Raw genomic sequence first — 26,112 nt, forward strand, 5'->3', positions numbered from 1 at the left:
TGCGCAATGTCTTAACCACCGGACGATTCCGTCCGGTTGGACATTGCTCTAGAGCCGACCGATCTCGATCCGCGCGCCAACCTTCGCGACCGCGCGATTGGCCTTCGCGGCCAGACCGCGGCTCTTGAAACCGCGCGGGGAACGGTGTATCGCCCCGGTCTCCCATCCCGGGACAGAGATCACGAACGCCGTGGCCGCTCCATTCCGTCGCTGACGGGGCGCGTCCGGCTCCAGGAGAGCGACATGAAGCTGCACGAACTCGCCGACAACGAAGGCGCCACCAAATCCCGCAAGCGCATCGCCCGCGGACCCGGCTCGGGCAAGGGCAAGACCGGCGGCCGGGGTATCAAGGGCCAGAAGTCGCGCTCGGGCGTGGCGATCAATGCCTACGAAGGCGGCCAGATGCCGCTCTACATGCGGCTGCCGAAGCGCGGCTTCCACAATATCAATGCGAAGCATTTCGCCGTCATCAATCTGGGCCTGCTGCAGAAATTCATCGACGCCGGCAAGATCGACCTCGCCGCCCCGGTCACCGAGGAGACCCTGGTGGCGAGCGGCCTCGTGCGGCGCCGGCTCGACGGCGTGCGCCTGCTCGCCAAGGGCGCCATCACCGCCAAGATCGATCTCGCAGTGACCGGCGCCTCGGCGGCGGCGATCGCGGCGATCGAGGCCGCCGGCGGAACCGTCACGGTGACCACTCCGGCCAAGGCCGAAGCCGCTTCCGAATAGGGGTCGCGGAATCGGGCTTGTGGCCGGGTTGCCGGCTGCGTAAGTCAGTGCTGTTTTCGCGCCGCTGGGTCCCCGGAAACGGGTCCGGCGGCGCCGTCATTGGAGGGGCCTTGAATGGCATCGGCGGCGGAACAGATGGCCTCCAACCTCAGTTGGGGCACCTTCGGCAAGGCCAAGGATCTGCAGAACCGGATCCTCTTCGCGATCGGCTTGCTGATCGTCTATCGCATCGGCACCTATATACCGGTTCCCGGCATCGACGCATCCAAGCTGCAGGCGTTCTTCACCCAGCAGAGCGCCGGCATCGGCGGCATGCTGAACATGTTCACCGGCGGCGCGGTTGCACGCATGGCGATCTTCTCGCTGGGGATCATGCCCTATATCTCGGCCTCGATCATCGTCCAGTTGCTGACCTCGATGGTGCCCTCGCTCGCCGCCCTGAAGAAGGAGGGCGAGGCGGGTCGCAAGAAGATCAACCAGTACACGCGCTACGGCACCGTGTTTCTGGCCACCTTCCAGGCTTACGGCCTGGCGATCGGCCTCGAATCCCAGGGGCTCGCCACCGATCCCGGCTGGTTCTTCCGGGTCAGCGTGGTGATCACGCTGGTCGGCGGCACCATGTTCCTGATGTGGCTCGGCGAGCAGATCACCGCGCGCGGCATCGGCAACGGCATCAGCCTCATCATCTTTGTCGGCATCGTCGCCCAGTTTCCCGAGGCGCTGGCCCGATTCTTCACGCAAGGCCGCGCCGGTACGCTGAGCCCGATCGTGATCGTCGGCGTGATGATCATGGCCGTCGCCGTGGTCGCCTTCGTGGTCTTCATGGAACGCGCGCTGCGCAAGATCCACATCCAGTATCCCAAGCGCCAGGTCGGGATGAAGATCTATGGCGGCGAGAGCTCGAATCTGCCGATCAAGGTCAATCCGGCGGGCGTCATTCCGGCGATCTTCGCCTCGTCGCTCCTGCTGCTGCCGGCGACCATCACCACCTTCTCCGGGCAGACGGGCGGCACCGGATGGATGAGCTACGTCGCAGCCTATATGGGCCACGGTCAGCCGCTCTATCTCATCTTCTTCGGCGCTCTCATCGTCTTTTTCACCTACTTCTACACCGCGAACGTTGCCTTCAAGTCGGATGACGTGGCGGACAATCTGAAAAAGCAGGGTGGCTTCATCCCGGGCATCCGTCCGGGCCAGAAGACCATCGAATATCTCGACTACGTCGTAACCCGGATCCTGGTGATCGGCGCGGCCTATCTCGCGGCGGTCTGCCTGCTGCCCGAAGTGCTGATTTCGCGCTTTTCGCTGCCATTCTACTTCGGGGGCACTTCCCTCTTGATCGTCGTGTCGGTTACGATGGATACCATCACACAGGTTCAGTCCCACATGCTCGCGCATCAATACGAAGGACTGATCGAAAAGTCGCGTTTACGCGGCAAGGGACGGGGGAAACCGAGACGATGAATATCATTCTGATAGGGCCGCCGGGAGCGGGCAAGGGAACGCAGGCCCGGATCCTGGTCGAGGGCCAGGGGATGGTCCAGCTGTCGACGGGCGACATGCTGCGCGCCGCCAAGAGCTCCGGCACCGAGATGGGCAAGAAGGTCGCCGAAGTGATGGCGCGTGGCGATCTCGTGACCGACGACATCGTCATCGGCCTGATCGCCGAGCAGCTCGACGGCGAAGCCGGCAAGCAGGGCCTGATCTTCGACGGGTTCCCGAGGACGCTGGCTCAGGCCGACGCGCTCGAGGATCTGCTGGCGGCCAAGGGCAAGAATCTCGACGCGGTGGTCGAGATGCGGGTCGATGACGAGGCACTGGTCGCGCGCATCTCCGGCCGCTTCACCTGCGCCAAATGCGGCGAGGTCTACCACGATACCGCGAAGCCGACGTCGAAGACCGGCGTCTGCGACAAATGCGGCTCGACCGAATTCGTCCGCCGCGCCGACGACAACGCCGAGACGGTCCGGGTGCGGCTGATGGCCTATTATCGCGGAACCGCGCCGCTCATCGGCTACTATCATGCCAAGGGCCGATTGAAGTCCGTCGACGGTCTCGGTGAGATCGACACGATTGCGGACGATATCCGGGGTGCGCTCGGCTTGTGACATCCGAGTGACACCGGCGGCTTTCCGCCCTTGACGCGGAGTTAGGGATTTCTATACTCCGCGCTCTCTCGAAAGGGAGTCGCTCCCCACTTTTCACCTCGCGGGGAGCGCGGGATGCTTGGGCCCAGGGACATGGGTATCGAAGCCCGCCGGCGGGAACGGCGGGCTATGGCTTTTGGACGGGGGCAGGGCGATAGGCCCGCACGGATGAACGGAGCAGAGACTTGGCGCGCATAGCTGGCGTTAACATTCCGACGAACAAGAGGGTGCAGATCGCGCTCACCTACATCACCGGTATCGGCAACTCGACCGCGAAGCAGATGTGCGAGGCGCTCGGTATCGCCGACAGCCGCCGCGTGAACGATCTGACCGACGCCGAGGTGCTGCGCATCCGCGAATATATCGACGCCAACTTGTCCGTCGAGGGCGACCTGCGGCGCGAAACCTCGATGAACATCAAGCGGCTGATGGATCTCGGCTGCTATCGCGGCCTGCGGCATCGCCGCGGTCTCCCGGTGCGCGGTCAGCGGACCCACACCAACGCACGCACGCGCAAGGGCCCCGCGAAGGCCATCGCCGGCAAGAAGAAGTAAGGAGGCCGGATCATGGCTCGCGAGAAGGCGCGCGTGAAGCGCAAGGAACGCAAGAACATCTCGACCGGCGTCTGCCACGTCAACGCCAGCTTCAACAACACGAAGATCCTGATCGCCGATGCCCAGGGCAATGCGATCGCCTGGTCGTCCGCCGGCACCATGGGCTTCAAGGGGTCGCGCAAGTCGACACCCTACGCCGCCCAGATGGCCGCCGAGGACGCCGGCAAGAAGGCGCAGGAGCATGGCGTGCGCACCCTCGAGGTCGAAGTGCAGGGGCCGGGTTCGGGCCGCGAGAGCGCGCTGCGCGCCCTGTCGGCCGTCGGCTTCCAGATCACCGCGATCCGCGACGTGACGCCGATCGCCCACAACGGCTGCCGTCCGCCGAAGCGCCGCCGCGTCTGACGATCATCGAAGTTTCGGCCGCCTGCCCACCGGGGCGGGCGGCCGCGTTTGCATTACCCTCGGGCGTTCGAAGGCCACGGATCCGGCCGGCGAACAGGAATGGAGGACCCACGCGATGATGATCCACAAGAACTGGCAGGAACTGATCCGGCCGACCGCCCTTGAGATCAAGGCCGGCGCCGATCCGCACCGCATGGCCACGGCCGTCGCGGAGCCGCTGGAGCGTGGGTTTGGCCTCACTCTGGGCAACGCGCTGCGCCGGGTCCTGCTCTCGTCCCTTCAAGGCGCGGCGATCACCTCGGTGCAGATCGACGGCGTGCTGCATGAGTTTTCGTCGGTGGCCGGCGTCCGCGAGGACGTGACGGACATCGTGCTGAACCTCAAAGGCGTGGCGGTCAAGATGGAAGTCGAGGGGCCGAAGCGCCTCGAGATCCGCGCGACCGGTCCTGGCGTCGTCACCGCCGGTGACATCGCGACCACCAACGGCATCGAGATCCTGAACCGCGACCATGTCGTCTGTCATCTCGACGACGGCGCCTCGCTGTTCATGGAGCTGATCGTCGAGCAGGGCAAATCCTACGTCCCGGCCGACAAGAATCGTCCCGAGGACGCGCCGATCGGCCTGATCTCGGTCGATGCCTTGTTCTCGCCGATCAAGAAGGTGAGCTACAAGGTCGAGCCGACCCGCGAGGGCCAGGTGCTCGACTATGACAAGCTGACTCTCAATATCGAGACCGACGGTTCGGTGAAGCCCGAGGATGCGATCGCCTACGCCGCCCGCATCCTGCAGGACCAGCTCTCGGTCTTCGTCAATTTCGAGGAGCCGAGCTCCGGCACCCGGCTGGACGACGCCGACGATCTCGAGTTCAACCCGCTTCTTCTGAAGAAGGTCGACGAGCTGGAGCTGTCGGTCCGTTCGGCGAACTGCCTGAAGAACGACAATATCGTCTATATCGGCGACCTGATCCAGAAGACCGAGGCGGAAATGCTCCGCACCCCGAACTTCGGTCGCAAGTCGCTGAACGAGATCAAGGAGGTCCTGACCACCATGGGCCTGCATCTCGGGATGGAGATTGTCGACTGGCCGCCGGAGAATATCGAGGATCTGGCCAAGAAGTACGAAGACCAGTTCTGAGAGATCGGCGGACCGAGGTCCGCCCTCCGCCGGCGCAACCCTTCGCGCCGGCGAAACCCGTAGGGCGGACATTTGTCCGCCATGCGGCGCCAACCCCGGGCAATTCCGCCCCAAGGAGTGCCGCCAGACGCAGGGCGGCCGGACAAAGCAAAACACACGTCAGGAGAATTTCCATGCGCCACGGCCACGGCTATCGCAAGCTGAACCGCACCCACGAGCATCGCAAGGCGATGTTCGCCAACATGTCCGCCAGCCTGATCGAGCATGAGCAGATCAAGACCACGCTGCCCAAGGCCAAGGAGCTGAAGCGGATCATCGACAAGCTCATCACCCTCGGCAAGAAGGGCGACCTGCATGCCCGCCGGCTCGCCGCCGCGCAGCTGAAGCAGGACGCCGCCGTCGCCAAGCTGTTCGACACGCTCGGCGCCCGCTACAAGGAGCGGAGCGGTGGCTATTCGCGTCTGCTGAAGGCCGGCTTCCGCTATGGCGACATGGCACCGATGGCGATCATCGAACTGGTCGATCGCGACCCGGCCGCCAAGGGCGCCGGCGACAAGGCCCGCCTCGCGGCCGAGGAAGCCGCCGCCTGATAGTCAGCGTACGACGCTCGACCCGGCCGGTCCCCGCGCGGGGCCGGCTTTTCTTTGCCCGGGCGTTGGCCTAGCCTCGCGCCCTGAACGATCGAGGGGGGCAGGGAGATGTTTCGCACCGCCGCGCTCGGCTTTCTCCTCCTCGCCACCCCCGCCGCGGGCGATCCGGCGGTGGGTCAGGTCGTGACGTTCCGCGACTGGGCGGTCGGCTGCGACAATACCGACTTCTGCGCCGCCTATGGCCTGCGAGCGGACGAGGGCACGGACGGCTATCTCCTCCTGCGGCGGATGGCCGGGCCGGACGCCGCCGCCACCGTCTCGCTTTTCGCCACGGCGCCCGACGGGATGACGGCGCCGGAAATGCGGGTGGAGATCCCGGGCGGTTTTGGTCCCCGGTCCTATCCGGTCGAAGGCGGTTATCCATACCTGACCGCCGAGGTCCCGCCCGAGGATATCGACGGGCTGATCCGGGCTCTGGCGACCGGCGCCCGGCTCGTTCTGACCGTGGTCGATGGCGGCCGGACCAGCGAGCCGGTGAGCCTGTCGCTCAGCGGCGCCTCGGCCGCGCTTCTCTATCTCGACGACCGGCAGGGCAGGGTGGGCACCGTCACCGCGCTGCTCCGGCCGGGTGCCGGCGACGCCCTGCTCGTTCCGCCGCCACCCGTCGCGCCGCCGGTCGCGCGCCGGCGGATGACGGAAATCGACCCGGTTCCGCCGCCGCCGCCCGGGCTCGCCACCTCCGGCGATCCGAGCTGTGCGGAAATCGGTCCGCTCGCTTTCGACCTTGGCGCTGGCGCGACGCTCTGGGGGCAATGCGAGATCGCCGCCGCCTATAACACCGCCTTCCGGTTCTGGCTGGTCGACGCGGCCGGTGTCCGGCCCGCCGCCTTCATCCCGCCGGGGCGGGTCGTCGACGATCCCGCCGTGCTGACCTCGCCCGCGCTCGACGCCGACGGGCTCGGTCTCGACGCGCTCAACCTCGGGCGCGGCGTCGGCGATTGTGGCGACCAGAGCGACTGGGGCTGGACTGGCGAACGTTTCGCGCTGCTCCGCTACCGGGAATTCGAGAGCTGCGCCGGTGTGCTGGTGGAAACCTGGCCGGTGCTCTGGCAGACCACGACGCCCTGAGACGCGCGGCGCCCTATCACCCCGGGACCGAACCCTCTATATGCCTTCCATGGCCGACCTTTTCGACAATATCCCCGCCAGCGACCCGCGCCCGAAGCGGGAAGCGGCGCCGGCGCCGAGACCTCTCGCCGACCGGCTGCGGCCCGCCAGGCTCGCCGAGGTGGTGGGTCAGGAGCATGTGCTCGGCGCGGAGGGACCGCTCGGTCATATGCTGGCGGACGGCAACCTCGGATCCATCGTCTTCTGGGGACCGCCCGGCGTCGGCAAGACCACCATCGCGCGACTGCTCGCCGACGCGACCGACCTCGCCTTCGTCCAGATCAGCGCGATCTTCACCGGCGTCGCCGACCTGCGCAAGATTTTCGACGCCGCGCGCCTGCGCCGCCAGAACGGCCGGGGCACGTTGCTCTTCGTCGACGAGATCCACCGGTTCAACAAGGCGCAGCAGGACGCCTTCCTGCCGCTGATGGAGGACGGCACCATCGTTCTCGTCGGCGCGACCACCGAGAATCCGTCCTTCGAACTCAACGCCGCGCTGCTCTCACGCGCGCGCGTACTGACGCTGCGCCGGCTCGGGCCCGAGATGCTTGATCTGCTGACGGAGCGGGCCGAGGCGATGCTCGGCCGGTCCTTGCCGTTGACGGCCGAGGCGCGGACCCAGCTCATCGAGATGGCCGACGGCGATGGACGCGCGCTGCTCAATCTCATCGAGCAGATCGCGCCGGAGACCGCGACGCTCGACGCGGCCGCCCTTTCGGCACGGCTGAGCCGGCGGGCGGCGCTGTTCGACAAGTCGGGCGACGGTCACTACAATCTGATTTCCGCGCTCCACAAGTCGGTGCGCGGTTCGGACCCGGACGCCGCGCTCTACTGGTTCGCCCGCATGCTCAAGGGCGGCGAGGATCCGCGGTTCCTTGCCCGGCGGATCACCCGCATGTCGATCGAGGATATCGGCCTCGCCGATCCGATGGCCCAGCGGCTGTGCCTCGACGCCTGGGCGACCTACGAGCGGCTCGGCTCGCCCGAGGGCGAGCTCGCCCTCGCCCAGGCGGTGATCTATCTCGCGCTGGCGCCGAAATCGAACGCGGCCTATGTCGCCTTCGGCGATGCGGCGCGGGCGGCGGAGCGCACCGGATCGCTGGCGCCGCCGAAACATATCCTCAACGCGCCGACCCGCTGGATGAAGGAGGAAGGCTTCGGCGCGGGCTATGTCTATGACCACGACACGCCGAACGCCTTCTCCGGCCGGGACTATTTTCCCGAAAGCATGGGGCGGGTGAGCTTCTATGCGCCCACCGAATTCGGGGCCGAGCGGGATCTGCGCAAAAGGATGGTTTCTTTGGCCGAAGAGCGCGTTAGATTGAATCAATCAGAGGCGGAGTAGACTCGCCTCCTCCTGCGCGGATCGCGCTTGCGAATGAGGTGCCGGTATCGCCAGGAGCCCGCGCAAAGCACCCGAGGTGCAGCTGATCTTCGTCAGCGTCGCGGCGCGGCTGCTGAGCACGGTCGATCTCGATTCGATCGTCGAGCGAGCGAGCCATCATAACAACGCCCGCGGCATCACCGGCCTGCTGCTCTACCGCGGCGAGTACTTCCATTCCATCCTGGAGGGGCCGGAGCGCGACGTCCTGCGCCGGATGGAGGTGATCATCACCGACGACAGACACCGCGAAATCAACATATTGCGCGAGCGAACCATCACCGAGCGGCGCTTTGCCAACTGGACCTTCGCGGCCGTGCCCCGCCCCGGTCCCGGCCTCGCGCATCTTCAGTCGCAAGACGAGTTTATTCGTACCCTGGCCACGCGGCTTCCTTGAGTCAGGATCCGCCCGCGAACGCCAAAAATTTCCACATCACACTGATTATCATAGAGTAATTGTGGGGATCGGTCGTATGCGAATCTGTGTCGTTATGATCGCAATGTGATCACTTTGTGACGGAGACCCTTGACTCGCGCTGTCGCTTCGGTTGATTGAGCGCAATCCCCAGGGTGATCGCACATGCACAATAGAAACGGTTCCGGCCAGCTTGTCGAATTCGCGTTCTCGTCGCGGGCGGCGGCCCGCATGCCGGTCGCCGCGCTGTTGCGGCTCGCGCATCAGGCGCGGCTGTTCAACACGCGAATGGCGATCACGGGTACTTTCTCGTTCGAGGACGGCGCCTTCTCGCAGGTGATCGAAGGACCCGGAGAGGTTGTGCTCGCCCTCGCGTCGCGCATCATGACTGATTCGCGCCACGCGGCGATCGCGATTCGCAGCTTTCGCGCGATTCCGGCCCGGCAGTTCCCCGCCTGGTCCGACACCGGCTTTTCCGCCGTTTCCGACATGGAAGCTTTCGCGCCGGTCGGCAATCTTCACATGTTGCCCGGCCTTCGCGTCTTCGCCGCCGTGCCCGCGGCCTCGCAGACACTCGGCGCCTCCGCTCCCTGAGCATTTCCGGCGCCGATCGGTGTTTGATTCCAGGCGCTTGATTCCCGGGCATACCCGCCGCGCCGTCGCGCCCTTGACAACGCGTCCGCCCCGGGGCCTTTGAGACGCGACAAACCAAAGGGGGTTGCGAGGCGCCGTGCCCGTCCTGCTTCAGATTGCGCTCGGCGGAGCGATCGGCGCCTCGGCGCGCTACCTGCTCGTCAACGCCGTCACGCGGTTCGTCGGCCCCGGCTTTCCATGGGGCACGTTCCTTGTGAACGTCGTCGGCTGCTTCGGCATCGGCCTCGCCGCCGCGCTGCTGCTCGGTTCGTCCGACCCCGCGCTCCGCCGCGTAGCACCCTTCGTGGTGCCAGGCGTGCTCGGCGGCTTCACGACCTTCTCGGCTTTCTCGCTCGAGACCTTCCAGCTCATCGACCGGGGCGCGCTGGCGGCGGCGGCCGCCTATGTCGGGGGGTCGGTCGGGATCGGCCTCGCGGCCCTGGTGGCGGGCCTCGGCCTCGCGCGCTGGATCACGCCATGAGCGGCGTGCGCCAGGTGACGGTCGAGGCGGACGCGGCCGAGCAGCGGCTCGACCGCTGGCTGCGCCGCCTTTACCCCGACCTGCCGCAGTCGCTGGTCGAACGGCTTTGCCGCAAGGGCGACATCAGGGTGGACGGCGGCCGGGTCCGCGCCTCGACCAAGCTGGAGCCGGGGCAGGTCGTGCGCCTGCCACCCATGCCCGGCCCCGCGCCGGCCACCCCGCGCGAGGCCTTCGTCTCGGAGGCCGACGCCGCGATGATCCGCGCCGCCGTCCTCTACCGCGACGCCGATGTCATCGCGCTCAACAAGCCGCCCGGCCTCGCGGTACAGGGCGGCTCCGGCCAGACGCGCCACGTCGATGGTCTCGCCGAGGCGCTGCGCTTCGAGAGGGAGGACAAGCCGCGCCTCGTCCACCGGCTCGACCGCGACACCTCCGGCATCCTGCTGCTCGCGCGGAGCGGCCGCGCCGCCGCCGGGCTCGCCCGCGCCTTCCAGTCACGCGACGCCCGCAAGATCTACTGGGCCGTGGTCGCCGGCGCGCCCTCGCCGAAGGCCGGCACCATCCGTTACGGTCTCGTCAAGGCGCCGGGACATGGGGCGGGCGGGGAGGGTGAGAAGATGCTGGTCGTCCCGCCCGACCGGATCGCCGCGACCGAGGGCGCGAAACGCGCGACCACCGACTATCGCGTGCTGGAAGCGGCCGGCAACCGCGCCGCCTGGGCCGCGCTGGCGCCGATCACCGGCCGCACCCACCAGCTTCGCGCGCATATGGCCGCGATCGGCCATCCGATCGTCGGCGATGGCAAGTACGGCGGCAATGCCCAGGAAAATACCGGAGAGGGCTGGGGCGCCCAACTCGGCGGCGGGGTCAGCCGCAAGCTGCATCTGCACGCCCGCCGGCTCGCGATCACCCATCCCGTCAGCGGCGCGCGCCTCGTGCTGACCGCGCCGCTGCCGGAACACATGAAGCGCACATGGGATCTGTTCGGCTGGCGGCCCGAGGATGTGCCGGATGATCCGTTCGAGGATTTCGAATGAGCCCCGGAAATCGAGGATCGAGGAAATGAACCCGGACCCCCGCCTCGTCGTCTTCGACATGGACGGCACGCTGATCGACAGCCAGCACCTGATCCTGGCGGCGATGACGCGCGCCTTCGACCAGGCCGGCCATCCGATGCCCGAACGGGCGGAGATCCTCGCCATCGTCGGCCTGTCGCTTCCCGAGGCGATGACCGCGCTCGCGCCGCACCTGCCGGCGGCGGAGACCGCGCGCCTCGCCGACCACTATCGCGAAAGCTTTGTCGTCCGGCGCGAGGCGGGCGAGGAGATCGCGCCGCTCTATCCCGGGGCGCGGGCCGCGCTCGACCGGCTCGCCGCCGACCCGGGGCTCCTGCTGGGGGTCGCCACCGGCAAGGCCCGACGCGGCCTCGATCATGTGCTGGCCATGCACGATCTCGGCGGCTATTTCGTCACCCTGCAGACGGCGGACGGTCATCCGTCCAAGCCGCATCCCGCGATGCTCCACCAGGCGCTGAGCGAGACCGGCGTCGGGCCGGCGCGCGCGGTGATGGTCGGCGACACGGAGTTCGACATGGCGATGGGCAAGGCGGCGGGCTTCGCCACCGTCGGCGTCGCGTGGGGCTATCACCCGCGCGAACGACTCGCCGCGGCCGGCGCGGACCGGGTCATCGAGGATTTCGCCGAGCTCGACACCGCGCTGGCGGAACTTGGGGCGCACCGATGAGCTGGACGCCGCGCGGCCGGGTCTGGACCGTGGTCAGCGTCGCCGAGACGCCCGCCGGCCACGCCGTCCTGCTCGACGGTCGGCCGTTGCGCACCCCCGCGAAGCTGGAGCTGATCGTCGCCTCCGCCGCGTTGGCGCGGGCCATCGCCGCGGAATGGGACGCCGTGACCGACCGGATCGCGCCCGAGCTCATGCCCTTCACCCGCGCGGCCAATACCGCGCTGGACCGCGTCGCCCGCGAGCGCGAGTTGGTGATCGACGCCATCGCGGCCTATGGCGAATCGGACCTGCTCTGCTACCGCGCCGAGGAACCGGAAGATCTCCGCCGCCAGCAGGACGCGGCCTGGGACCCCTGGCTCGCCTGGGCGGCCGCGGAGCTCGATGCTCCCCTGACCGTCGTCGGCGGCATCATTCACCAGCCACAACCCCCGGCCAGCCTCGCGGCGCTGCGCCGCGAGGTCGCGCGCCACGATGCGCTGGAACTGACCGCGCTGCATGAACTCGTGACCCTCTCCGGCTCGCTTGTCCTCGGTCTCGCCGTCGCGCGCGGGGCGATCGACGCGGCGGCGGCCTGGGGCCTGTCGCGCCTCGATGAGCTCTGGCAGGCCGAGTTGTGGGGCGCGGACGACGAGGCGGAAGAGGCGGCGGCGGTGAAGTCGCTCGCCTTCGCCCAGGCCGAAACGCTGCTCCGATTGTTGCGGCGCGGCGAATCGGCCCACTGAGTGGTCTTCGACCTCCGTAGCGGGCATTTGCCCGGCGGGGCGATTAAGATTCGAGCAAAATCTGGTTCAACCGCGACGATCGCTGCCTTTTCCTTGACCTTTCGAACGCGAAGTTGAACGTTTCGTAAAGAGCCGTTCCTTCGGGAGCGGTCGGTGACCGATGTCCCGACGACGTCGGGGGGGCTTCAGCAAAACAAAAGGGTATCATGCGAAATTTTCAGATCCTCGGAACGGCGCTCGCGCTGGCACTCGGCGCTGGCGCCGCGTCGGCTGCGACCCTCGCCGACGTGAAGGCGCGCGGGACGCTGAAATGCGGCACCAATACTGGTCTCGCCGGCTTCGCCGCGCCGGACGCCAACGGCTACTGGAAGGGCTTCGACACCTCGGTCTGCCGCGCGCTCGCCGCGGCCATCCTGGGCGATCAGGACAAGATCGAGTTCATTCCCACCACCGGCGAGACTCGCTTCACCGCGCTCGCCTCGGGTGAAATCGACGTCCTTGTGCGCAATTCCACCTGGACCTTCACCCGCGACACCGACCTCAAGCTCGATTTCGTCGCCGTGAACTACTACGACGGCCAGGGCTTCATGGTGAAGAAGGCTCTCGGCGTCACCTCCGCCAAGGATCTCGACGGAGCCACGGTCTGCATCCAGACCGGCACCACGACCGAGCTCAACCTCGCCGACTTCTTCAAGGCGAATGGCATGACCTACCAGCCGGTGCCGATCCAGACCGAGGCCGAGGCGAGCCAGCAGTTCCAGGCCGGCGCCTGCGACGCCTATACCACCGACGCTTCCGGCCTCGCCGCCGCCCGCGCCGCCTATTCCGCGCCGGATGACTACATGATCCTCCCCGAGATCATCTCGAAGGAGCCGCTCGGCCCGGTGGTGCGCCATGGCGACAACCAGTGGGGCGACATCGTGCGCTGGACCCTGTTCGCGCTGGTCGCCGCCGAGGAATACGGCGTGACGAAGGCCAATATCGAGGAGATGGCGACCACCTCGCAGAATCCGGAAGTGAAGCGCCTGCTCGGCTCCGAGGGCGATCTCGGCAAGCTGATCGGCCTCGACAAGGAATGGGCCAAGCGCGCCATCGCCGCCAATGGCAACTATGGCGAGATCTTCGCCGCCAATATCGGCGAAGGCACGCCGAGCAACATCGCCCGCGGCCTCAATGCCCAGTGGTACGAGGGCGGCCTCCAGTACGCGCCGCCGTTCCGGTAGTCGCTTCCGGGTGCCGGGCCTCGCGCCCGGCGCCTCCATCTCCCCCGCGCCAACGCCGGGGGGCTACGGCCGGATGCCCCGCGCGAAGGAGAGCAAGAGACGATGACCAGTCTGGACATGCCGACCAACGAGCGGTTTCGCCTGAGCATGCTGCTCTATGACACGCGATACCGTTCCCTGACGATCCAGGCCGTCGCTCTGCTCTGTTTCATGCTCGGCGCCGCCTGGCTGGTAAACAACACGATCCAGAACCTCGCCGCGCTCGGCAAGACCTTCGATTTCAGCTTCCTCGGCACCCGCGCCGGCTATGACATCAACCAGGCGCTTATCCCCTATACCAACGACAGCACCCATGGCCGGGCCGCCATCGTTGGCATCCTCAACACGCTGCTGATCGCGTTTTTCGGCTGCCTCGCCGCGACGATCATCGGCGTCGTCATGGGCGTGCTGCGCCTGTCCAACAACTGGCTCGTCGCCCGCCTTGCCTCGGTCTATGTCGAGAGCTTCCGCAACGTGCCGGTGCTGCTCTGGATCATCGCCATCATGGCGGTGCTGACCGAGATCGCGCCGTCTCCCGCCGCCTTCCGCGGCGACAACGCCACCGCCTCCATGTGGCTCTGGGATTCGCTGGCAGTAACCAATCGTGGCGTCTACATGCCCTGGCCGGTATTCGGCGCCGGCTGGCAGGTGGTGGCGCTGACCTTCCTCGGCTCGCTCATCGGCATCGCAATGTTCGGCCGCTACGCCCGCGCGCGGCAGGAGGCGACGGGCCAGATCCTGCCCACCTTCTGGATCAAGCTCGCGATCTTCTTCCTGCCGGCGATCCTCGTCGATTTCGTCATGGGCGGCTCGATCACCCTCGATTTCCCGTTCCTGCAGCGGTTCAATTTTCAGGGCGGCGGCTTCGTCGACAAGGCGTTCATCGCCCTGTGGCTGGCGCTCTCGCTCTATACCGGCTCGTTCATCGCCGAGAACGTCCGCGCCGGCATCAATTCCGTCTCGCGCGGCCAGAGCGAGGCGGCCGGGGCGCTCGGGCTGCGCTCGGGTCGGATCATGAGCCTCGTCGTACTGCCTCAGGCGCTGCGCGTCATCATTCCGCCGCTGATCTCGCAGTATCTCAATCTTACCAAGAACTCCTCGCTCGCCATCGCCGTCGGCTACATGGACGTGCGCGCCACGCTTGGCGGCATCACCATGAACCAGACCGGGCGCGAGCTGGAATGCATGCTGCTGCTGATGGGGTTCTATCTGGTGATCTGCCTCGCGATCTCCACGGGGATGAACTTCTACAATTCCCGCGTTTCGCTGAAGGAGCGTTGAGATGGCCGAGACCCTCTATGTCCGCCAGACCATGCTCGCGCCCGAGGAAGCGCCGGCGAGTCAGGTCGGATTGATCCGCTGGCTGCGCGAGAACCTGTTCTCGACCTGGCTCAACGCGATCCTGACGCTCGTCGCCGCCTATATCGTCTACGCGCTGCTCACCCACCTCTGGCCCTGGTTCGCCCATGCGGTCTGGAACGCGTCCTCGCTCAGCGAATGCCGCCAGATCATCACCGAGACCTGGGGCGAGGGGGCGACCGGCGCCTGTTTCGCCGTCATCAGGGAGCGCTGGCAGCAGTTCCTGTTCGGCTTCTACCCCAAGCCGCTGTACTGGCGCCCGACACTCGCCTTCTTCCTGATGCTGCTCGCCCTCGCGCCGGTGCTCTATACCGCCGTGCCGCGCAAGCTGCTCTGGTTCTCGATCGCCTTCCCCGGCATCGCCTTCTGGCTGCTCTGGGGCGGGTCGCTGATGCTGCCGATCGCGGTCTACGCGGGCTTCGGCGTCGGCTACCTCGCCTATCGCCTGCTGGCCGGTCGCGCCATCGCGCCGCTGGTCGCGGTGATCGCGGCGCTGATCTGGTGGGGCTATGTCGCCGGGCCGCTGAGCCGCGGCGCCGGCGATCTGCTGTTCCTGACGCCGGTCGGTTCCAAGAGTCTGGGCGGCTTCATGCTTTCCCTGATCATCGGCGTCACCGGAATCTCCTTCTCGCTGCCGCTCGGCGTCCTGCTGGCGCTGGGGCGACGGTCGGACATGATGCTGGTCAAGGCGCTCTCCGTCGGCTTCATCGAGTTCATCCGGGGCGTGCCGCTGATCACCCTGCTGCTCGTCGCCTCGTTCCTGCTCAATATCTTCATGCCGCCGGGCACCAATTTCGACATCGTCCTGCGCGTGATCATCATGGTCACATTGTTCGCCTCCGCCTACATGGCCGAGACCATCCGCGGCGGGCTCGCCGCCCTGCCGCGCGGCCAGTACGAGGCGGCGGACGCGCTCGGCCTCGACTACTGGAAGGCGATGCGGCTGATCATCATGCCGCAGGCGCTGAAGATCTCGATCCCCGGCATCGTCAACAACTTCATCGGCCTGTTCAAGGACACGACTCTGGTGGCGATCATCGGTCTCCTGGACCCGATCGCCCTGACCGGCGCCATCCGCGCCGACCAGAACTGGCAGGGCATCATCTGGGAGCTCTACGGGTTCGTCGCGCTGATGTTCTTTCTCTGCTGCTTCGGCATGTCGAAATATTCCCAGTATCTCGAGCGCAAGCTCCGCACCGATCACCGCTGAGGAGGCGCTGAAATGCCCGAAGCCCATCCCGTCAACGCCTCCGAGCTGGAACCGGTCCGGACGGACAAGCTCAAGGTTTCCGATCAGGTCGCGGTCGAGATCGTCGGCATGAACAAATGGTACGGCCAGTTCCATGTCCTGCGCGACGTGAACCTGACCGTGAGGCGCGGCGAGCGGATCGTCATCGCCGGCCCGTCGGGTTCCGGCAAGTCGACGCTGATCCGCTGCATCAACCGGCTGGAGGAGCACCAGAAGGGCAAGATCGTCGTCGATGGCGTCGAACTGACCTCCGACCTGAAGAACATCGACAAGGTGCGCTCCGAGGTCGGCATGGTGTTCCAGCATTTCAACCTGTTCCCGCACCTGACCATCCTCGAGAACTGCACCCTCGCGCCGATCTGGGTCCGCAAGACCCCGAAGAAGGAGGCCGAGGAGACGGCCATGCATTTCCTGCGCAAGGTCCGCATCCCGGAGCAGGCGAACAAGTATCCGGGCCAGCTCTCCGGCGGTCAGCAGCAGCGCGTGGCGATCGCCCGCTCGCTCTGCATGAAGCCGAAGATCATGCTCTTTGACGAGCCGACCTCCGCCCTCGACCCCGAGATGATCAAGGAGGTGCTCGACACGATGATCGAGCTCGCCGAGGAGGGGATGACCATGCTCTGCGTCACCCACGAGATGGGCTTCGCCCAGGCGGTGGCGAACCGGGTGATCTTCATGGACCAGGGCCAGATCGTCGAGCAGAACGAGCCGAAGGAATTCTTCAACAACCCGCAAAACGAGCGGACGAAGCTGTTCCTCAGCCAGATCCTCGGCCACTGATCCAGGATCCCGTTGGCCTGCTCAACGTGAGCGGGCCGACAAGTCTTGATACGAAGGCGGATGCAACAGACCCGCTTCACGGGTCGGGCGATTCGCCCCACCCGCCCGTCCTTCAGAGCGCGCGCGGCACCACGAAGGCGACGAGGCGTCCGGCGTTCCAGGCTACCGCGCCCCAATCCTCCACATCGAAATCGATCACCGCCGTGGCGGCGGTGGGATAGTGGGCGAACTCCGGATCATCCGGCACGTCGGCGAGCAGGCGGCGCGCCAGCGATCCGATGCCCGGCTGGTGCCCGATCATCAGGACTCCGGCGCCGTGGGCCTCGCGCAAGACGCCGAGCATCCGCTCGGGGTCGGCCTCGTACAATTCGGGCAGAAACCGCGCCGGTCCCTGGCCGAGCACCGCCGCGATCTCGAACCAGGTCTCGCGCGTACGCGTCGCGCTGGAAACCAGCGCTTCGTCGGGTCGGTAGCCCTGGTCCCTCAGCCAGCCGCCGATCGCCGCGGCATTGCGCCGGCCCCGACCGTTCAGCGGGCGATCGATATCCGCCTGGCCGGCGTCGGCCCAGCTGGACTTGGCATGGCGCATGAGGATCAGCCGTTTCATATTGCCTGTCTGTCATGGATATTGGGCGGAAGAAAGCGCGGCGCCGCGGCGGAATTCCCGCGCGCCGCCGCGAGCGGCCTTCGTCGCGGGACGAGTCCCGGTGACCGAACCAGCGACAGAGTTTGTCCGAAAAGACGAATTGGCCCCGCGCTGTTTGGTGTCAGGATCGGCGGACGCGTCCCGCCGCCGAGGCGACGGGCAAGTGAGGCGGACCCGCCCGATGATGAGACTTGACCAATTGCGCTCCCATGTCGTCCGAAGACTTCCGCCCCGGCTGAGGGCGGCGAAGCGCGCCACTTCGGCCTGGCGCTGGGGCGAGCCGGAATTGCGCCTGCTGCCCGCTCTCTGCCAGCGCCACCGGCTGTCCATCGATATCGGTGCCAACGACGGGACCTATACTTGGCACCTTGCCCGCTTTTCCGCTGGCGTGGTGGCGTTCGAGCCGCAGCCTGACTACGCGGACGGCCTGGTCGCGGCGTTCAGGGATCGCGTTCGCGTGGAGCGCGTTGCTTTGTCCGACACGGAGGGTGAAGCGGTGCTGCGTGTCCCGCTCGATGCCCCTTTGCTCGGTTGCGCCACGATCGAAGCGGAGAACACGCTGGCCGAGCTTGTGGTGCGCGATTTGGTCGTCGCGAAGCGCAGGCTGGACAGCTATGCGCTGGATTCGGTCGGCCTGATCAAGATCGATGTGGAGGGGCATGAACTGGCGGTGCTGCGCGGCGCGGCGCGCCTGCTGGCGAGGGACAAGCCGAACCTGATCATAGAGGCCGAGGAGCGCCACCGCGCGGGGGCGGTCGATTCGATCCTGGCGTACCTCCGTCCGCTTGGGTACCGCGGATACTATCTGGCGGAGGACGCCTTGCGGCCGGTGGAGGACGAAGGCGATGCGACCGCCATAGCCCAGCGTTGCGCGCAGCTCGGCATATACAATTTCATATTCAAGGCGACCTGACCGGGCCGCGCTGGGAAATGTGCACAGCGCGTCGTCCCGCCAATGGCTTGTGGAACGCGGCCATGTGAAAGGCCGACTGCGCGGCGGGCTGTCCGGGGCCGACGGGGCAGGCGCGGCGCACGAGACAGCCGCCGCCGAGGCATTCGGCGCCGGCCGGCGTGTCGAGATGGGCATGGCACCGGGGAACATCGTAGCCCGCGCCGGTCAGCGCGCCGACGGGGCAGGCCGAGAGACAGGGCGCGGCGCATCCGGGACAGGGCATCACGGCCGGGTCGTCGACGGCGAACCGGTCTCCAAAGGCCAGCGCTGCCCGGTAGGATACGAACAGCCCGGCTTCCGCATGCACCAGCATCCCCACCGGCGACGGCCAAGCCCGCCCGCTCCGCCGCGCCCAGGCGAGGAACGGCTGAAATGGCGGCCCGCCGAACGGAAAGAGCGCCTGTGCCCCGAACTCGCGGGCGAGGCCGCCCACGACCCGCGCGGACCAGCGGTCGAGCGGATCGGCGCCGCCGTCGCGCCGTTCCGGGCTGTCGGCGAAGATCGGCCAGAAGTCGGGCCCCGGCCCGAGCAGCAGCAACGTACCGCAGGTCTCGGGCGCGCCGTCCGCCGGCCCGGGATGAAAGCCGCCGAGCACCGCGAGCCCGCGCGCACCGACCGCCGCCGTGATCTCGGCGGCGCCGGGCGACGCGTGCGCGCGCTCGGTCACGCCTTGATCAGCGTGCCGGCGCCATGGGCGGTGAACAGCTCGAGCAGAACCGCGTGCGGCGCGCGGCCGTCGAGGATGACCACCGCCCGCACCCCGCCGCCGATCGCATCGAGCGCGGTTTGGGTCTTGGGGATCATCCCGCCGGCGATCACGCCTTCCTCGGTCAACCGCGACACGTCGGTCGGGGTCAGTTGCGTGCGCAATTCCCCACGCTCGTCCTTGACGCCCGGGACGTCGGTCAGCAGCAGCAGACGGTCCGCCTTCATCGCCGCGGCGATCGCGCCGGCGGCGGTGTCGCCGTTGACATTGTAGGTCTCGCCATGCCGCCCCATGCCGAGCGGTGCGACGACCGGGATGAAGTCCGAACCGAGGAAGCTGCGCAGCACCTCGGGATTCATCTCGACCGGCCGGCCAACAAAGCCGAGATCGACCTCGATCCGGCGCCCGTCGCGGGTGACGGTCGCCAGATCCTTCTCGCAGATCATCAGGCTCGCATCCTTGCCGGAGAGGCCGACCGCCTTGCCGCCCTGGGCGTTGATCGCCTGGACGATGCGCTTGTTGATCCGGCCGGACAGCACCATCTCGACCACCTCCACGGTGGCGGCGTCGCTGACCCGCTTGCCTTCGACGAATTCCGACTTGATGTCGAGCCGCTTCAGCATGTCGTTGATCATCGGTCCGCCGCCGTGGACCACCACCGGATTGACGTTGCACTGTTTCATCAGCACCACGTCGCGGGCGAACTCGTCCATCGCCTCGTCGCTGCCCATGGCATGGCCGCCAAGCTTGATGACGATGGTGGCGCCGTCGTAACGCTGCAGGAATGGCAGCGCCTCGCTCAGCGTGCGGGCGGTGGCGATCCAGTCGCGGGTATGGGCGTTCGACCGTTCCATGCCGCCGCTTCTCCTCTGTCAGGCCGCGTCCCCGCGCGATCTCGCGTGGTGGTCTCCCGTTGCGGAGGAACCGACGGCGGCATACATAGTTTGCCAACAGGGAGCAAGGAGAAGGCCGCGATGCCCGCCGCGAAACTCCGTCTCATGGCCACGCTGGCGGCGCTTGCCATTTCGGCGGGGGCCGCGGGCGCCCAGTCGCTCGACAATCCGCGATGTCCGATGTGGTTCAATCTCTACGATACCACCGTCCAGCAATTCGGGAACAACACGCGCGGCAACCGGCAGGCGCCGGCGCCCGTCATGAACGCGGCGCGCCAGGTCCGCATGGGCAATTGCCTGACCTTTGCCCGCGCCCTCGCCGGACTGGACGCGATCCCCGAAGCCGCCGGCGCCAAGGCGCGGACGCCGTCGGGGCCCGCGATCCGGCCGATCTATATCCATGCCGGTATCGTGACCTCGACCGAGGACGACGCGCGGGCGCGCGCCTTTTTCGAACGGCAGGGTCTTGGCGTGCGCAGCGTCGGCGCGGCGTATCTCGGCCGCCGGATCTATGTCGGCCCCTTCGCCACGGCCGGTCAGCTCGAGGCGGCGCGGACGCTGGCGATCCAGGCGGGCTTTGCCTACCCCTATCCGGCGGCGATCTGATGCGCGCGTTCCTCGCCCCGCTGAGCCTTGTCGCGGCGCTGGCCGGCTGCGCCCTTCCCCAGCCGGAGGTCGGCCGCGCGCAATGCGTCGCTTTGTTCGAGTATTACGACTATGTCGTGAACGCCTTCCAGCCGGACAGCTACAGCGCCAGTTCCGACCGCTATATCCAGTCGCCGATGGTCAGCCGGCAGGCGCAGCGGCTGATGCTCGCCGGTTGCGTCACCTCGACGGATGATCTGAACGGGCTGGAGCAGTTGGGCGCGACGCTCGGCTACCGCGCACCGATCGACAGCGGCGCGACGATCCCGCCGACGGCGGTCAGCGTCGGCGTCGTGACCAGCCTGACGGATGTGACGCGCGCGACGGTCTTCTTCCGCGGTCTCGGCTATGGCACGCGGGCGATCGGCGCCGAGGGGCTGGGCACGCGCTTCTATATCGGCCCCTTCGTTTCGGAAGGCGCGATGGCCGAGGCGATCGCCACCGCCGAACGGGCGGGTTTCATCGCGCCCTATCCGACCAAGGCCTTCCGCTTCTGGCCCTGGTGAGGGGGCGGACAGGGGCGGACAGATGTCCGCCCAACGGGGGCGCGGTTCACCGGGATCGGAGCGTCGCGAGCATGCGGGCGAGGCCGCAGGCGGCGGCGACGCCGTCGATGACGGGCACGCCATGCGCGCGGGCGAGGCGCTCCGGCAGGTCGGCCATGCCGGCGCAGCCGAGCACGATCCCCTCGGCCCCGTCCTCGGCCAGAGCAACCGTGATCGTCTCGGAGATCCGCGCCTCGGCGGCGGCGACGTCGAGCACCGGCACCTCGCTTGCCCGCACCCCGACGCAGCCGGCGACGCCGTAGCGCGCGAGATTGGCCGCGATCACCGGCACGGAGACCGACAGCGTGGTCACCACGCCATAGGGCCGGCCGAGCAGGGCGGCGGCGTGGAAGGCGGCCTCGCCGATGCCGATCACCGGGCAGGTCGCGACGGCCCGCGCCTCGTCGAGGCCGGTGTCGTCGAAACAGGCGATGACGATTGCCGCGACGTCGTTCCCGGCCGCGCGCACCTCCTCGATGAGGCCAGGCAGCGCGGCGGCGCCGTCCTCCGGTCCCTGGATCGCGGGGGGGCCTTGGCGGTTGGTGCGCGCGACGATCTCGACATCGGGCGCGGCCACCGCGCGGGCGGCGGCGGCGATGGTCGCGGTCATCGCCGCCGTGCTGTTGGGATTGATGTAGAGGATGCGCATTCGGCTCAGAGCGTGGCCTTGCCGGCGTCGGAAGCGAGCTTCGAGCGCCGGCGCTGCGCCGCGACGGCGAAGGCGACGAAGATCGCGATGATCGCGAAGGAAAAGACCGTGGTCAGGGTGCCGAGCGCGAACAGGACCGGGGAAGTGACATTGGTCGTCATGCCGTAGATCTCGAGCGGCAGGGTATTGTGGCTGCCCGAGGTCAGGAGCGTGCGGGCGAATTCGTCGTAGGAGAGGGTGAAGCCGAAAAGCGCCACGCCGATCAGGCTCGGGGCGATGATCGGGATCACCACATGGCGCAGGGTCTGCCACGCGCTCGCGCCCTGGTCGCGCGCGGCTTCCTCATAGGCCGGATTGAAGCGGTTGAAGATCGCAAACATGATCAGCAGGCCGAAGGGCAGGGTCCAGGTCAGCTGCGCGCCGAAGCCGCTGGTCGCCCAATGCACGTCCCATCCGAGCTGGCTGAAGATGAGGCCGACGCCGAGCGAGACGAGGATCGAGGGAATGATCAGGCTGGCGATGATGAGATAGAACAGCGACCCCGATCCGGCGAAGCGCTTGCGGAAGGCGAGGCCGCCCATCACCGAGATCACCACGGTCGTGACCATCACCATCAGCCCGAGCGCCACCGAGCGGCGGAAGGCGCCCCAGATGTCGCCGACGGACTGTTGCTGGAACAGCTGGTGGAACCAGTGGGTGGAAACACCCCGCATCGGGAAGGTAAGTCCGCCCTGTGGTCCCTGGAAGCTCAGGATGCCGATGGTAATGGTCGGGCCGTAGAGAAACAGCATGAAGACGATGAAGAAGGCGGCCAGCACGTAGAAGGAGCCCGGGCGTTTCTCGTGCATTCTCAGAGCTCCTGCCGGATATTGACGAAGCGCAGCATGATGCCGATCACCATCAGCACGGTGACGAGCAGGACGACGGCGGTCGCGGCGGCCGAAGGATATTGCAGGAGGCCGATGTCATTCGAGATCAGCCGGCCGACATTGGCCGATTGCGAGCCCGACATGATGCGCACGGTGACGAAATCGCCCATTACCAGCGTCACGACGAAGATCGAGCCGATCATGATCCCCGGCTTGGTCAGCGGGATGATGACGTTGGTCAGGATCTGGAACCCGCTGGCGCCATTGTCGCGCGCCGCCTCGATCAGCGATTTGTCGATGCGGGTCATGGTGTTGAAGATCGGCACTACCATGAAGAGCGTGTAGAGATGCACGAAGGCGAGCACGACCGAGAAGTCCGAGAACAGCAGCCATTCGACCGGTGAGTCGATCAGGCCGAGGCTGAGCAGTGTCGAATTGGCGATGCCGTTGCGCCCAAGGAACGGGATCCAGGAGATCATGCGGATGATGTTCGAGGTCCAGAACGGGATGGTGCAGAGCAGGAACAGCGCCGTCTGCCAAGTCTGGGTATGGATATGGAACGCCATGAAATAGGCGATGGTAAAGCCGATGGCCAGCGTGAAGAACCAGGTCAGCCCGGCGTACATGAAGGTCTTGGCGAACACCTGATAGGTGACGGGCGAGCCGAACAGGAACTGGTAGTTGTCGAACTGGAAGGCCGGATAGATCGAGAATTCGGTCGCGCCCCAGAAGCTGACCATGAAGATCATGAGGATCGGCAGGATCAGGAAGAAGACCAGGATCAGCGCCAAAGGACTGGCCAGCAGCCAGCCGGTCAGCGTGTCGGATCTCTTTTCGGATGCCTGCATGGATCACCGGACCTTTCGGGGGACGTCGGCGGCGCAGGGCGGACCTCGGTCCGCCGTTTCGCGCCGCCAGTTCGTTGCAAAAGGGCGGACCGGGGTCCGCCCTACGGTCCGCCCCGGATCAGGAGGCGATGAACTCGTTCCACTTGCGGACCATGTACTGGTTCTCGTCCATCACCGAGTTCCAGCAGGCGACCGCGCCCATCCGCTCGTCGTAGGAGCCGCCGTCGCGCACGTCGCCGGTCGTGGCGAGCTTGTCGCCGGTCGGGCTGACGATATCGCCGGTGGCGGGCTTGCCCTCATACCAGTAGCCCCACTCGTTCTCGGACATGAATTCCTTGGAGGTCGAGGGCACGGCCGAGTAATAGCCTTGGCGCATAAGGTAGCCGCCGACCCAGCCGGAGAGATACCAGTTGATGTATTCATAGGCCGCGTCGAGCTCGATGCCGCTCAGCGACTTGGAGAGGCCGAGGCCGCCGCCCCAGGAGCGATAGCCTTCCTTCAGCGGCTGGTAGACGCAGGGAATGCCGCGGGATTTGACGGCGGTGATCGCCGGGGACCACATCGACTGGATCACCACTTCGCCGGAGGCCATCAGGTTGACGCTCTCGTCGAAGCTTTTCCAGAAGGCGCGGAACTGGCCGTTCTTCTTGGCCTCGGTGAAGATCGCGATGGTCTTGTCGATCTCCTCCTTGGTCATGTTGCCCTTGTCGCCGTAGGTGATCTCGCCCATCGACTCGCAGGTCATGGCCATGTCCATGATGCCGATCGAGGAAATGTCGAGGATCGACGCCTTGCCCTTGAACTCGGGGTTCAAGAGCTCCTTCCAGTGCTCGATCGGCCGGCCGATCAGATCGGGACGGATGCCGAGCGTATCGGCGTTGTAGATCGTCGGGATCAGGGTCATCCACTGCGTCGGCTCGGTGGCGAAGGTCGTGGAATCCTCGCTTTCGACGAAACCGACCTTGGACGGCGCGGTGCCTTGCGCGACCACGCTCTCGGGCGTCAGCTTGCCTGTGACAAAGATCGGCGAGATCTTGTCGAAATTCGCGATCCTGGTCGTGTCCATCGCCTGCAGGTTGCCGGTCGGCCAGACCTTCTTGCAGATCCAGTATTCGATGTCGGCGATGTCGAAGCTGTTCGGCTGGGTCGCCGCGCGCTGCGTCACGCTGTCGGAATCGAGCGCGGTCATCTCGAGCGTGAAGCCGAGGTCTTCCTTCACCTTCACCGCGACGTCGTTCAGGTTCGACACGCCGGTGCCGAACTGGCGGATCGTCACGTCCTTGATGTTCTGCGCCCAGATCATCGGCGCGCCGATCGTGTTGGCCGCGGCCGCCACGGCGGTCGCGGCGGCGCCCTTCAGCACCGAGCGGCGGCTCGGGCCGCTGATCGTGGCGGTTTCGGGCAGTTTCATCATTCGCGTTTCTCCTTCGAAGTATGGGGGTCGCGCGCGGCCCCGCTTCGCTCTTGGTTCAGGCGCTCAGGCGATGCTGGTCGGCGGGATCCCAGGCGACGCCGACGGTGGCGCTCGGTTCGAGCGGCGCGGCGAAGAAATCGGCTTCGGGCAGGATCGCGGTCAGTTCGCCCGCCTCTGGCGCGGCGAGCGAGACATGGACGGTGGCGCCCTGATACTCGACGCCCGAGACCGTCGCAGGCATTCCGTCACCGCCGCGACGCAGCCGCAGCCGATCGGCGCGCACCGCGAACCGCGCGCCCGGCGCGCCGATGACATTGTGCCCGCCCATGAAGCGGGCGACGAATTCGGTGTTCGGCGCGTTGAAGACCTCGCGCGCGGGGCCCGCCTGCTCGATGCGGCCGGCGTTCATCAGCACGATCTCGTCGGCGAGGCCGAGCGCCTCCTCCTGCCCGTGGGTGACATGGACGAAGGTGATTCCGAGCTCGCGCTGCAGCTTGCGCAGCTCCGCCCGCATCCGCACGCGCAGGAACGGATCGAGCGCGGACAGCGGCTCGTCGAGCAGGAGCACGCGCGGGCTGGTGATGAGCGCGCGGGCGAGGGCGACCCGCTGCTGCTGTCCGCCCGAGAGCTGCGCGGGCATCCGGGTCGCATAGCGGCTCATGTCGACGAGTTCGAGCAGCTCGCGCGCCTTGGCGAGCCGCGTCGCCTTGTCGACGCCCTTCATCTTGAGGCTGAAGGCGACGTTCTCCTCGACGCTCAGATGCGGAAACAGGGCATAGCTCTGGAACATCATCGCCGTGCCGCGCCGTGCCGGCGGCAGGTGCGAAATGTCGGTGCCGTCGAGCACGATCGCGCCTTCCGAAACGCTCTCGTGCCCGGCGATCATCCGCAGCGTCGAGCTCTTGCCGCAGCCGGAGGGGCCGAGCAGGCAGACATAGCCGCCGGCGGGGAAGACATGGCTGATCGCATCCACCGCCACGCTGTCGCCATAGCGCTTGGTCAATGCCGCGAGTTCGAGATCGTGGGGTGTGCGCATGGTCCCTCGTCGCCGGTCCACATCGATGGGGTCAGGATCGTCGTTCCGATTTGGCGAACTGTCGGCGGCGGGTGCAAAGTCCGAGCGTTCGGCCCGGACGTCTTCGGACCGAAAATCCGGCGGCTGGCGAAAAATTAACCATTTCGTGTGCAAAAGGCAC

30 protein-coding genes are annotated in these 26,112 nt (G+C 67.0%); 22 read left to right on the forward strand and 8 right to left on the reverse strand.

All coding sequences use genetic code 11. The features are described from left to right. Window positions 1-243 precede the first annotated feature (243 nt). The 19 genes from rplO (at window position 244) to Q0480_RS06650 (ending at window position 16,749) form a co-directional block, all read left to right on the forward strand. Entirely contained in the window at window positions 244-729 is a 486-nt protein-coding gene (gene rplO, locus Q0480_RS06560) for a 50S ribosomal protein L15 (RefSeq protein WP_299131593.1), read from the forward strand. A 114-nt stretch (window positions 730-843) separates the two neighbouring features. After that, a complete protein-coding gene (secY, locus tag Q0480_RS06565) occupies window positions 844-2,193 on the forward strand; it encodes a preprotein translocase subunit SecY (protein WP_299131594.1) in 1,350 nt (449 codons plus the stop codon). After that, a complete protein-coding gene (locus Q0480_RS06570) occupies window positions 2,190-2,837 on the forward strand; it encodes an adenylate kinase (RefSeq protein WP_299131595.1) in 648 nt (215 codons plus the stop codon). The genes secY and Q0480_RS06570 overlap by 4 nt, the downstream gene beginning before the upstream one ends. Window positions 2,838-3,061: 224 nt before the next feature. Beyond that, entirely contained in the window at window positions 3,062-3,430 is a 369-nt protein-coding gene (rpsM, locus tag Q0480_RS06575) for a 30S ribosomal protein S13 (RefSeq protein ID WP_299131597.1), read from the forward strand. 12 nt (window positions 3,431-3,442) lie between these two features. Further along, window positions 3,443-3,832 carry a 30S ribosomal protein S11 gene (rpsK, locus tag Q0480_RS06580; protein ID WP_184150796.1) on the forward strand — a complete coding sequence of 130 codons (390 nt, stop codon included), beginning with the start codon at window positions 3,443-3,445 and terminating at the stop codon, window positions 3,830-3,832. 118 nt (window positions 3,833-3,950) lie between these two features. Next, on the forward strand, window positions 3,951-4,967 hold the full coding sequence (locus Q0480_RS06585) for a DNA-directed RNA polymerase subunit alpha (protein WP_299131644.1): 1,017 nt from the start codon (window positions 3,951-3,953) through the stop codon (window positions 4,965-4,967). A gap of 173 nt (window positions 4,968-5,140) precedes the next feature. Then, complete coding sequence (rplQ, locus tag Q0480_RS06590; protein ID WP_299131599.1) at window positions 5,141-5,557, forward strand: 50S ribosomal protein L17; 417 nt, start codon at window positions 5,141-5,143, stop codon at window positions 5,555-5,557. Window positions 5,558-5,665: 108 nt separating this feature from the next. Further along, window positions 5,666-6,685 (forward strand): DUF1176 domain-containing protein, encoded by a 1,020-nt coding sequence (locus Q0480_RS06595; RefSeq protein WP_299131600.1) that lies wholly within the window; start codon window positions 5,666-5,668, stop codon window positions 6,683-6,685. 49 nt (window positions 6,686-6,734) lie between these two features. After that, a complete protein-coding gene (locus tag Q0480_RS06600) occupies window positions 6,735-8,069 on the forward strand; it encodes a replication-associated recombination protein A (RefSeq protein WP_299131601.1) in 1,335 nt (444 codons plus the stop codon). A gap of 76 nt (window positions 8,070-8,145) precedes the next feature. After that, window positions 8,146-8,502: a BLUF domain-containing protein gene (locus tag Q0480_RS06605; RefSeq protein ID WP_299131602.1), complete on the forward strand. Its 357-nt coding sequence runs from the start codon at window positions 8,146-8,148 to the stop codon at window positions 8,500-8,502. Window positions 8,503-8,685: 183 nt separating this feature from the next. Then, window positions 8,686-9,114: a BLUF domain-containing protein gene (locus Q0480_RS06610; RefSeq protein WP_299131603.1), complete on the forward strand. Its 429-nt coding sequence runs from the start codon at window positions 8,686-8,688 to the stop codon at window positions 9,112-9,114. Between the two features lie 136 nt (window positions 9,115-9,250). Then, window positions 9,251-9,634, forward strand: coding sequence for a fluoride efflux transporter CrcB (gene crcB, locus Q0480_RS06615; protein ID WP_299131604.1), 384 nt, complete (start codon window positions 9,251-9,253; stop codon window positions 9,632-9,634). Then, window positions 9,631-10,671, forward strand: coding sequence for an RluA family pseudouridine synthase (locus Q0480_RS06620; protein ID WP_299131605.1), 1,041 nt, complete (start codon window positions 9,631-9,633; stop codon window positions 10,669-10,671). Before crcB ends, Q0480_RS06620 begins: the two co-directional genes overlap by 4 nt. Window positions 10,672-10,696: 25 nt before the next feature. Continuing rightward, complete coding sequence (locus Q0480_RS06625; protein WP_299131606.1) at window positions 10,697-11,377, forward strand: HAD-IA family hydrolase; 681 nt, start codon at window positions 10,697-10,699, stop codon at window positions 11,375-11,377. Continuing rightward, window positions 11,374-12,099: an ATP12 family chaperone protein gene (locus Q0480_RS06630; RefSeq protein ID WP_299131607.1), complete on the forward strand. Its 726-nt coding sequence runs from the start codon at window positions 11,374-11,376 to the stop codon at window positions 12,097-12,099. Before Q0480_RS06625 ends, Q0480_RS06630 begins: the two co-directional genes overlap by 4 nt. 206 nt (window positions 12,100-12,305) lie before the next feature. After that, entirely contained in the window at window positions 12,306-13,322 is a 1,017-nt protein-coding gene (locus Q0480_RS06635) for an amino acid ABC transporter substrate-binding protein (protein ID WP_299131608.1), read from the forward strand. Between the two features lie 102 nt (window positions 13,323-13,424). Continuing rightward, window positions 13,425-14,642 (forward strand): ABC transporter permease subunit, encoded by a 1,218-nt coding sequence (locus tag Q0480_RS06640; RefSeq protein ID WP_299131609.1) that lies wholly within the window; start codon window positions 13,425-13,427, stop codon window positions 14,640-14,642. A 1-nt stretch (window position 14,643) separates the two neighbouring features. Continuing rightward, a complete protein-coding gene (locus Q0480_RS06645; protein WP_299131610.1) occupies window positions 14,644-15,930 on the forward strand; it encodes an amino acid ABC transporter permease in 1,287 nt (428 codons plus the stop codon). Between the two features lie 12 nt (window positions 15,931-15,942). Then, on the forward strand, window positions 15,943-16,749 hold the full coding sequence (locus tag Q0480_RS06650; protein WP_299131611.1) for an amino acid ABC transporter ATP-binding protein: 807 nt from the start codon (window positions 15,943-15,945) through the stop codon (window positions 16,747-16,749). Between the two features lie 112 nt (window positions 16,750-16,861). Here Q0480_RS06650 and Q0480_RS06655 read toward each other — a convergent pair whose 3' ends face one another. Next, entirely contained in the window at window positions 16,862-17,356 is a 495-nt protein-coding gene (locus tag Q0480_RS06655; RefSeq protein ID WP_299131612.1) for a histidine phosphatase family protein, read from the reverse strand. Window positions 17,357-17,681: 325 nt separating this feature from the next. Between Q0480_RS06655 and Q0480_RS06660 the strand changes: the two genes are divergently transcribed. Next, window positions 17,682-18,308 carry an FkbM family methyltransferase gene (locus Q0480_RS06660; protein WP_299131613.1) on the forward strand — a complete coding sequence of 209 codons (627 nt, stop codon included), beginning with the start codon at window positions 17,682-17,684 and terminating at the stop codon, window positions 18,306-18,308. Here the strand turns inward: Q0480_RS06660 and Q0480_RS06665 are convergent. Continuing rightward, window positions 18,295-18,942 (reverse strand): ferredoxin, encoded by a 648-nt coding sequence (locus Q0480_RS06665; RefSeq protein ID WP_299131645.1) that lies wholly within the window; start codon window positions 18,940-18,942, stop codon window positions 18,295-18,297. The genes Q0480_RS06660 and Q0480_RS06665 overlap by 14 nt on opposite strands. 68 nt (window positions 18,943-19,010) lie before the next feature. Next, on the reverse strand, window positions 19,011-19,907 hold the full coding sequence (gene argB / locus Q0480_RS06670; protein WP_299131614.1) for an acetylglutamate kinase: 897 nt from the start codon (window positions 19,905-19,907) through the stop codon (window positions 19,011-19,013). 120 nt (window positions 19,908-20,027) lie between these two features. Between argB and Q0480_RS06675 the strand changes: the two genes are divergently transcribed. Next, window positions 20,028-20,552 (forward strand): hypothetical protein, encoded by a 525-nt coding sequence (locus tag Q0480_RS06675; protein WP_299131615.1) that lies wholly within the window; start codon window positions 20,028-20,030, stop codon window positions 20,550-20,552. Then, window positions 20,552-21,097 carry a hypothetical protein gene (locus Q0480_RS06680; protein WP_299131616.1) on the forward strand — a complete coding sequence of 182 codons (546 nt, stop codon included), beginning with the start codon at window positions 20,552-20,554 and terminating at the stop codon, window positions 21,095-21,097. The genes Q0480_RS06675 and Q0480_RS06680 overlap by 1 nt, the downstream gene beginning before the upstream one ends. Window positions 21,098-21,143: 46 nt before the next feature. Here the strand turns inward: Q0480_RS06680 and Q0480_RS06685 are convergent, their stop codons facing one another. From Q0480_RS06685 to Q0480_RS06705, 5 genes are all read right to left on the reverse strand, one after another. Next, window positions 21,144-21,785 (reverse strand): aspartate/glutamate racemase family protein, encoded by a 642-nt coding sequence (locus tag Q0480_RS06685; protein WP_299131617.1) that lies wholly within the window; start codon window positions 21,783-21,785, stop codon window positions 21,144-21,146. Window positions 21,786-21,790: 5 nt separating this feature from the next. After that, complete coding sequence (locus Q0480_RS06690) at window positions 21,791-22,633, reverse strand: ABC transporter permease (RefSeq protein WP_299131618.1); 843 nt, start codon at window positions 22,631-22,633, stop codon at window positions 21,791-21,793. 2 nt (window positions 22,634-22,635) lie between these two features. Next, a complete protein-coding gene (locus Q0480_RS06695; RefSeq protein WP_299131619.1) occupies window positions 22,636-23,502 on the reverse strand; it encodes an ABC transporter permease in 867 nt (288 codons plus the stop codon). A 118-nt stretch (window positions 23,503-23,620) separates the two neighbouring features. Beyond that, window positions 23,621-24,913, reverse strand: coding sequence for an extracellular solute-binding protein (locus tag Q0480_RS06700; RefSeq protein WP_299131620.1), 1,293 nt, complete (start codon window positions 24,911-24,913; stop codon window positions 23,621-23,623). Window positions 24,914-24,971: 58 nt separating this feature from the next. After that, window positions 24,972-25,952, reverse strand: a complete 981-nt coding sequence (locus tag Q0480_RS06705) for an ABC transporter ATP-binding protein (protein ID WP_299131621.1) — start codon at window positions 25,950-25,952, stop codon at window positions 24,972-24,974. Between the last annotated feature and the right edge of the window lie 160 nt (window positions 25,953-26,112).

Source organism: uncultured Amaricoccus sp. (assembly GCF_937891315.1).
In the GTDB taxonomy this organism is placed as follows: domain Bacteria; phylum Pseudomonadota; class Alphaproteobacteria; order Rhodobacterales; family Rhodobacteraceae; genus Amaricoccus.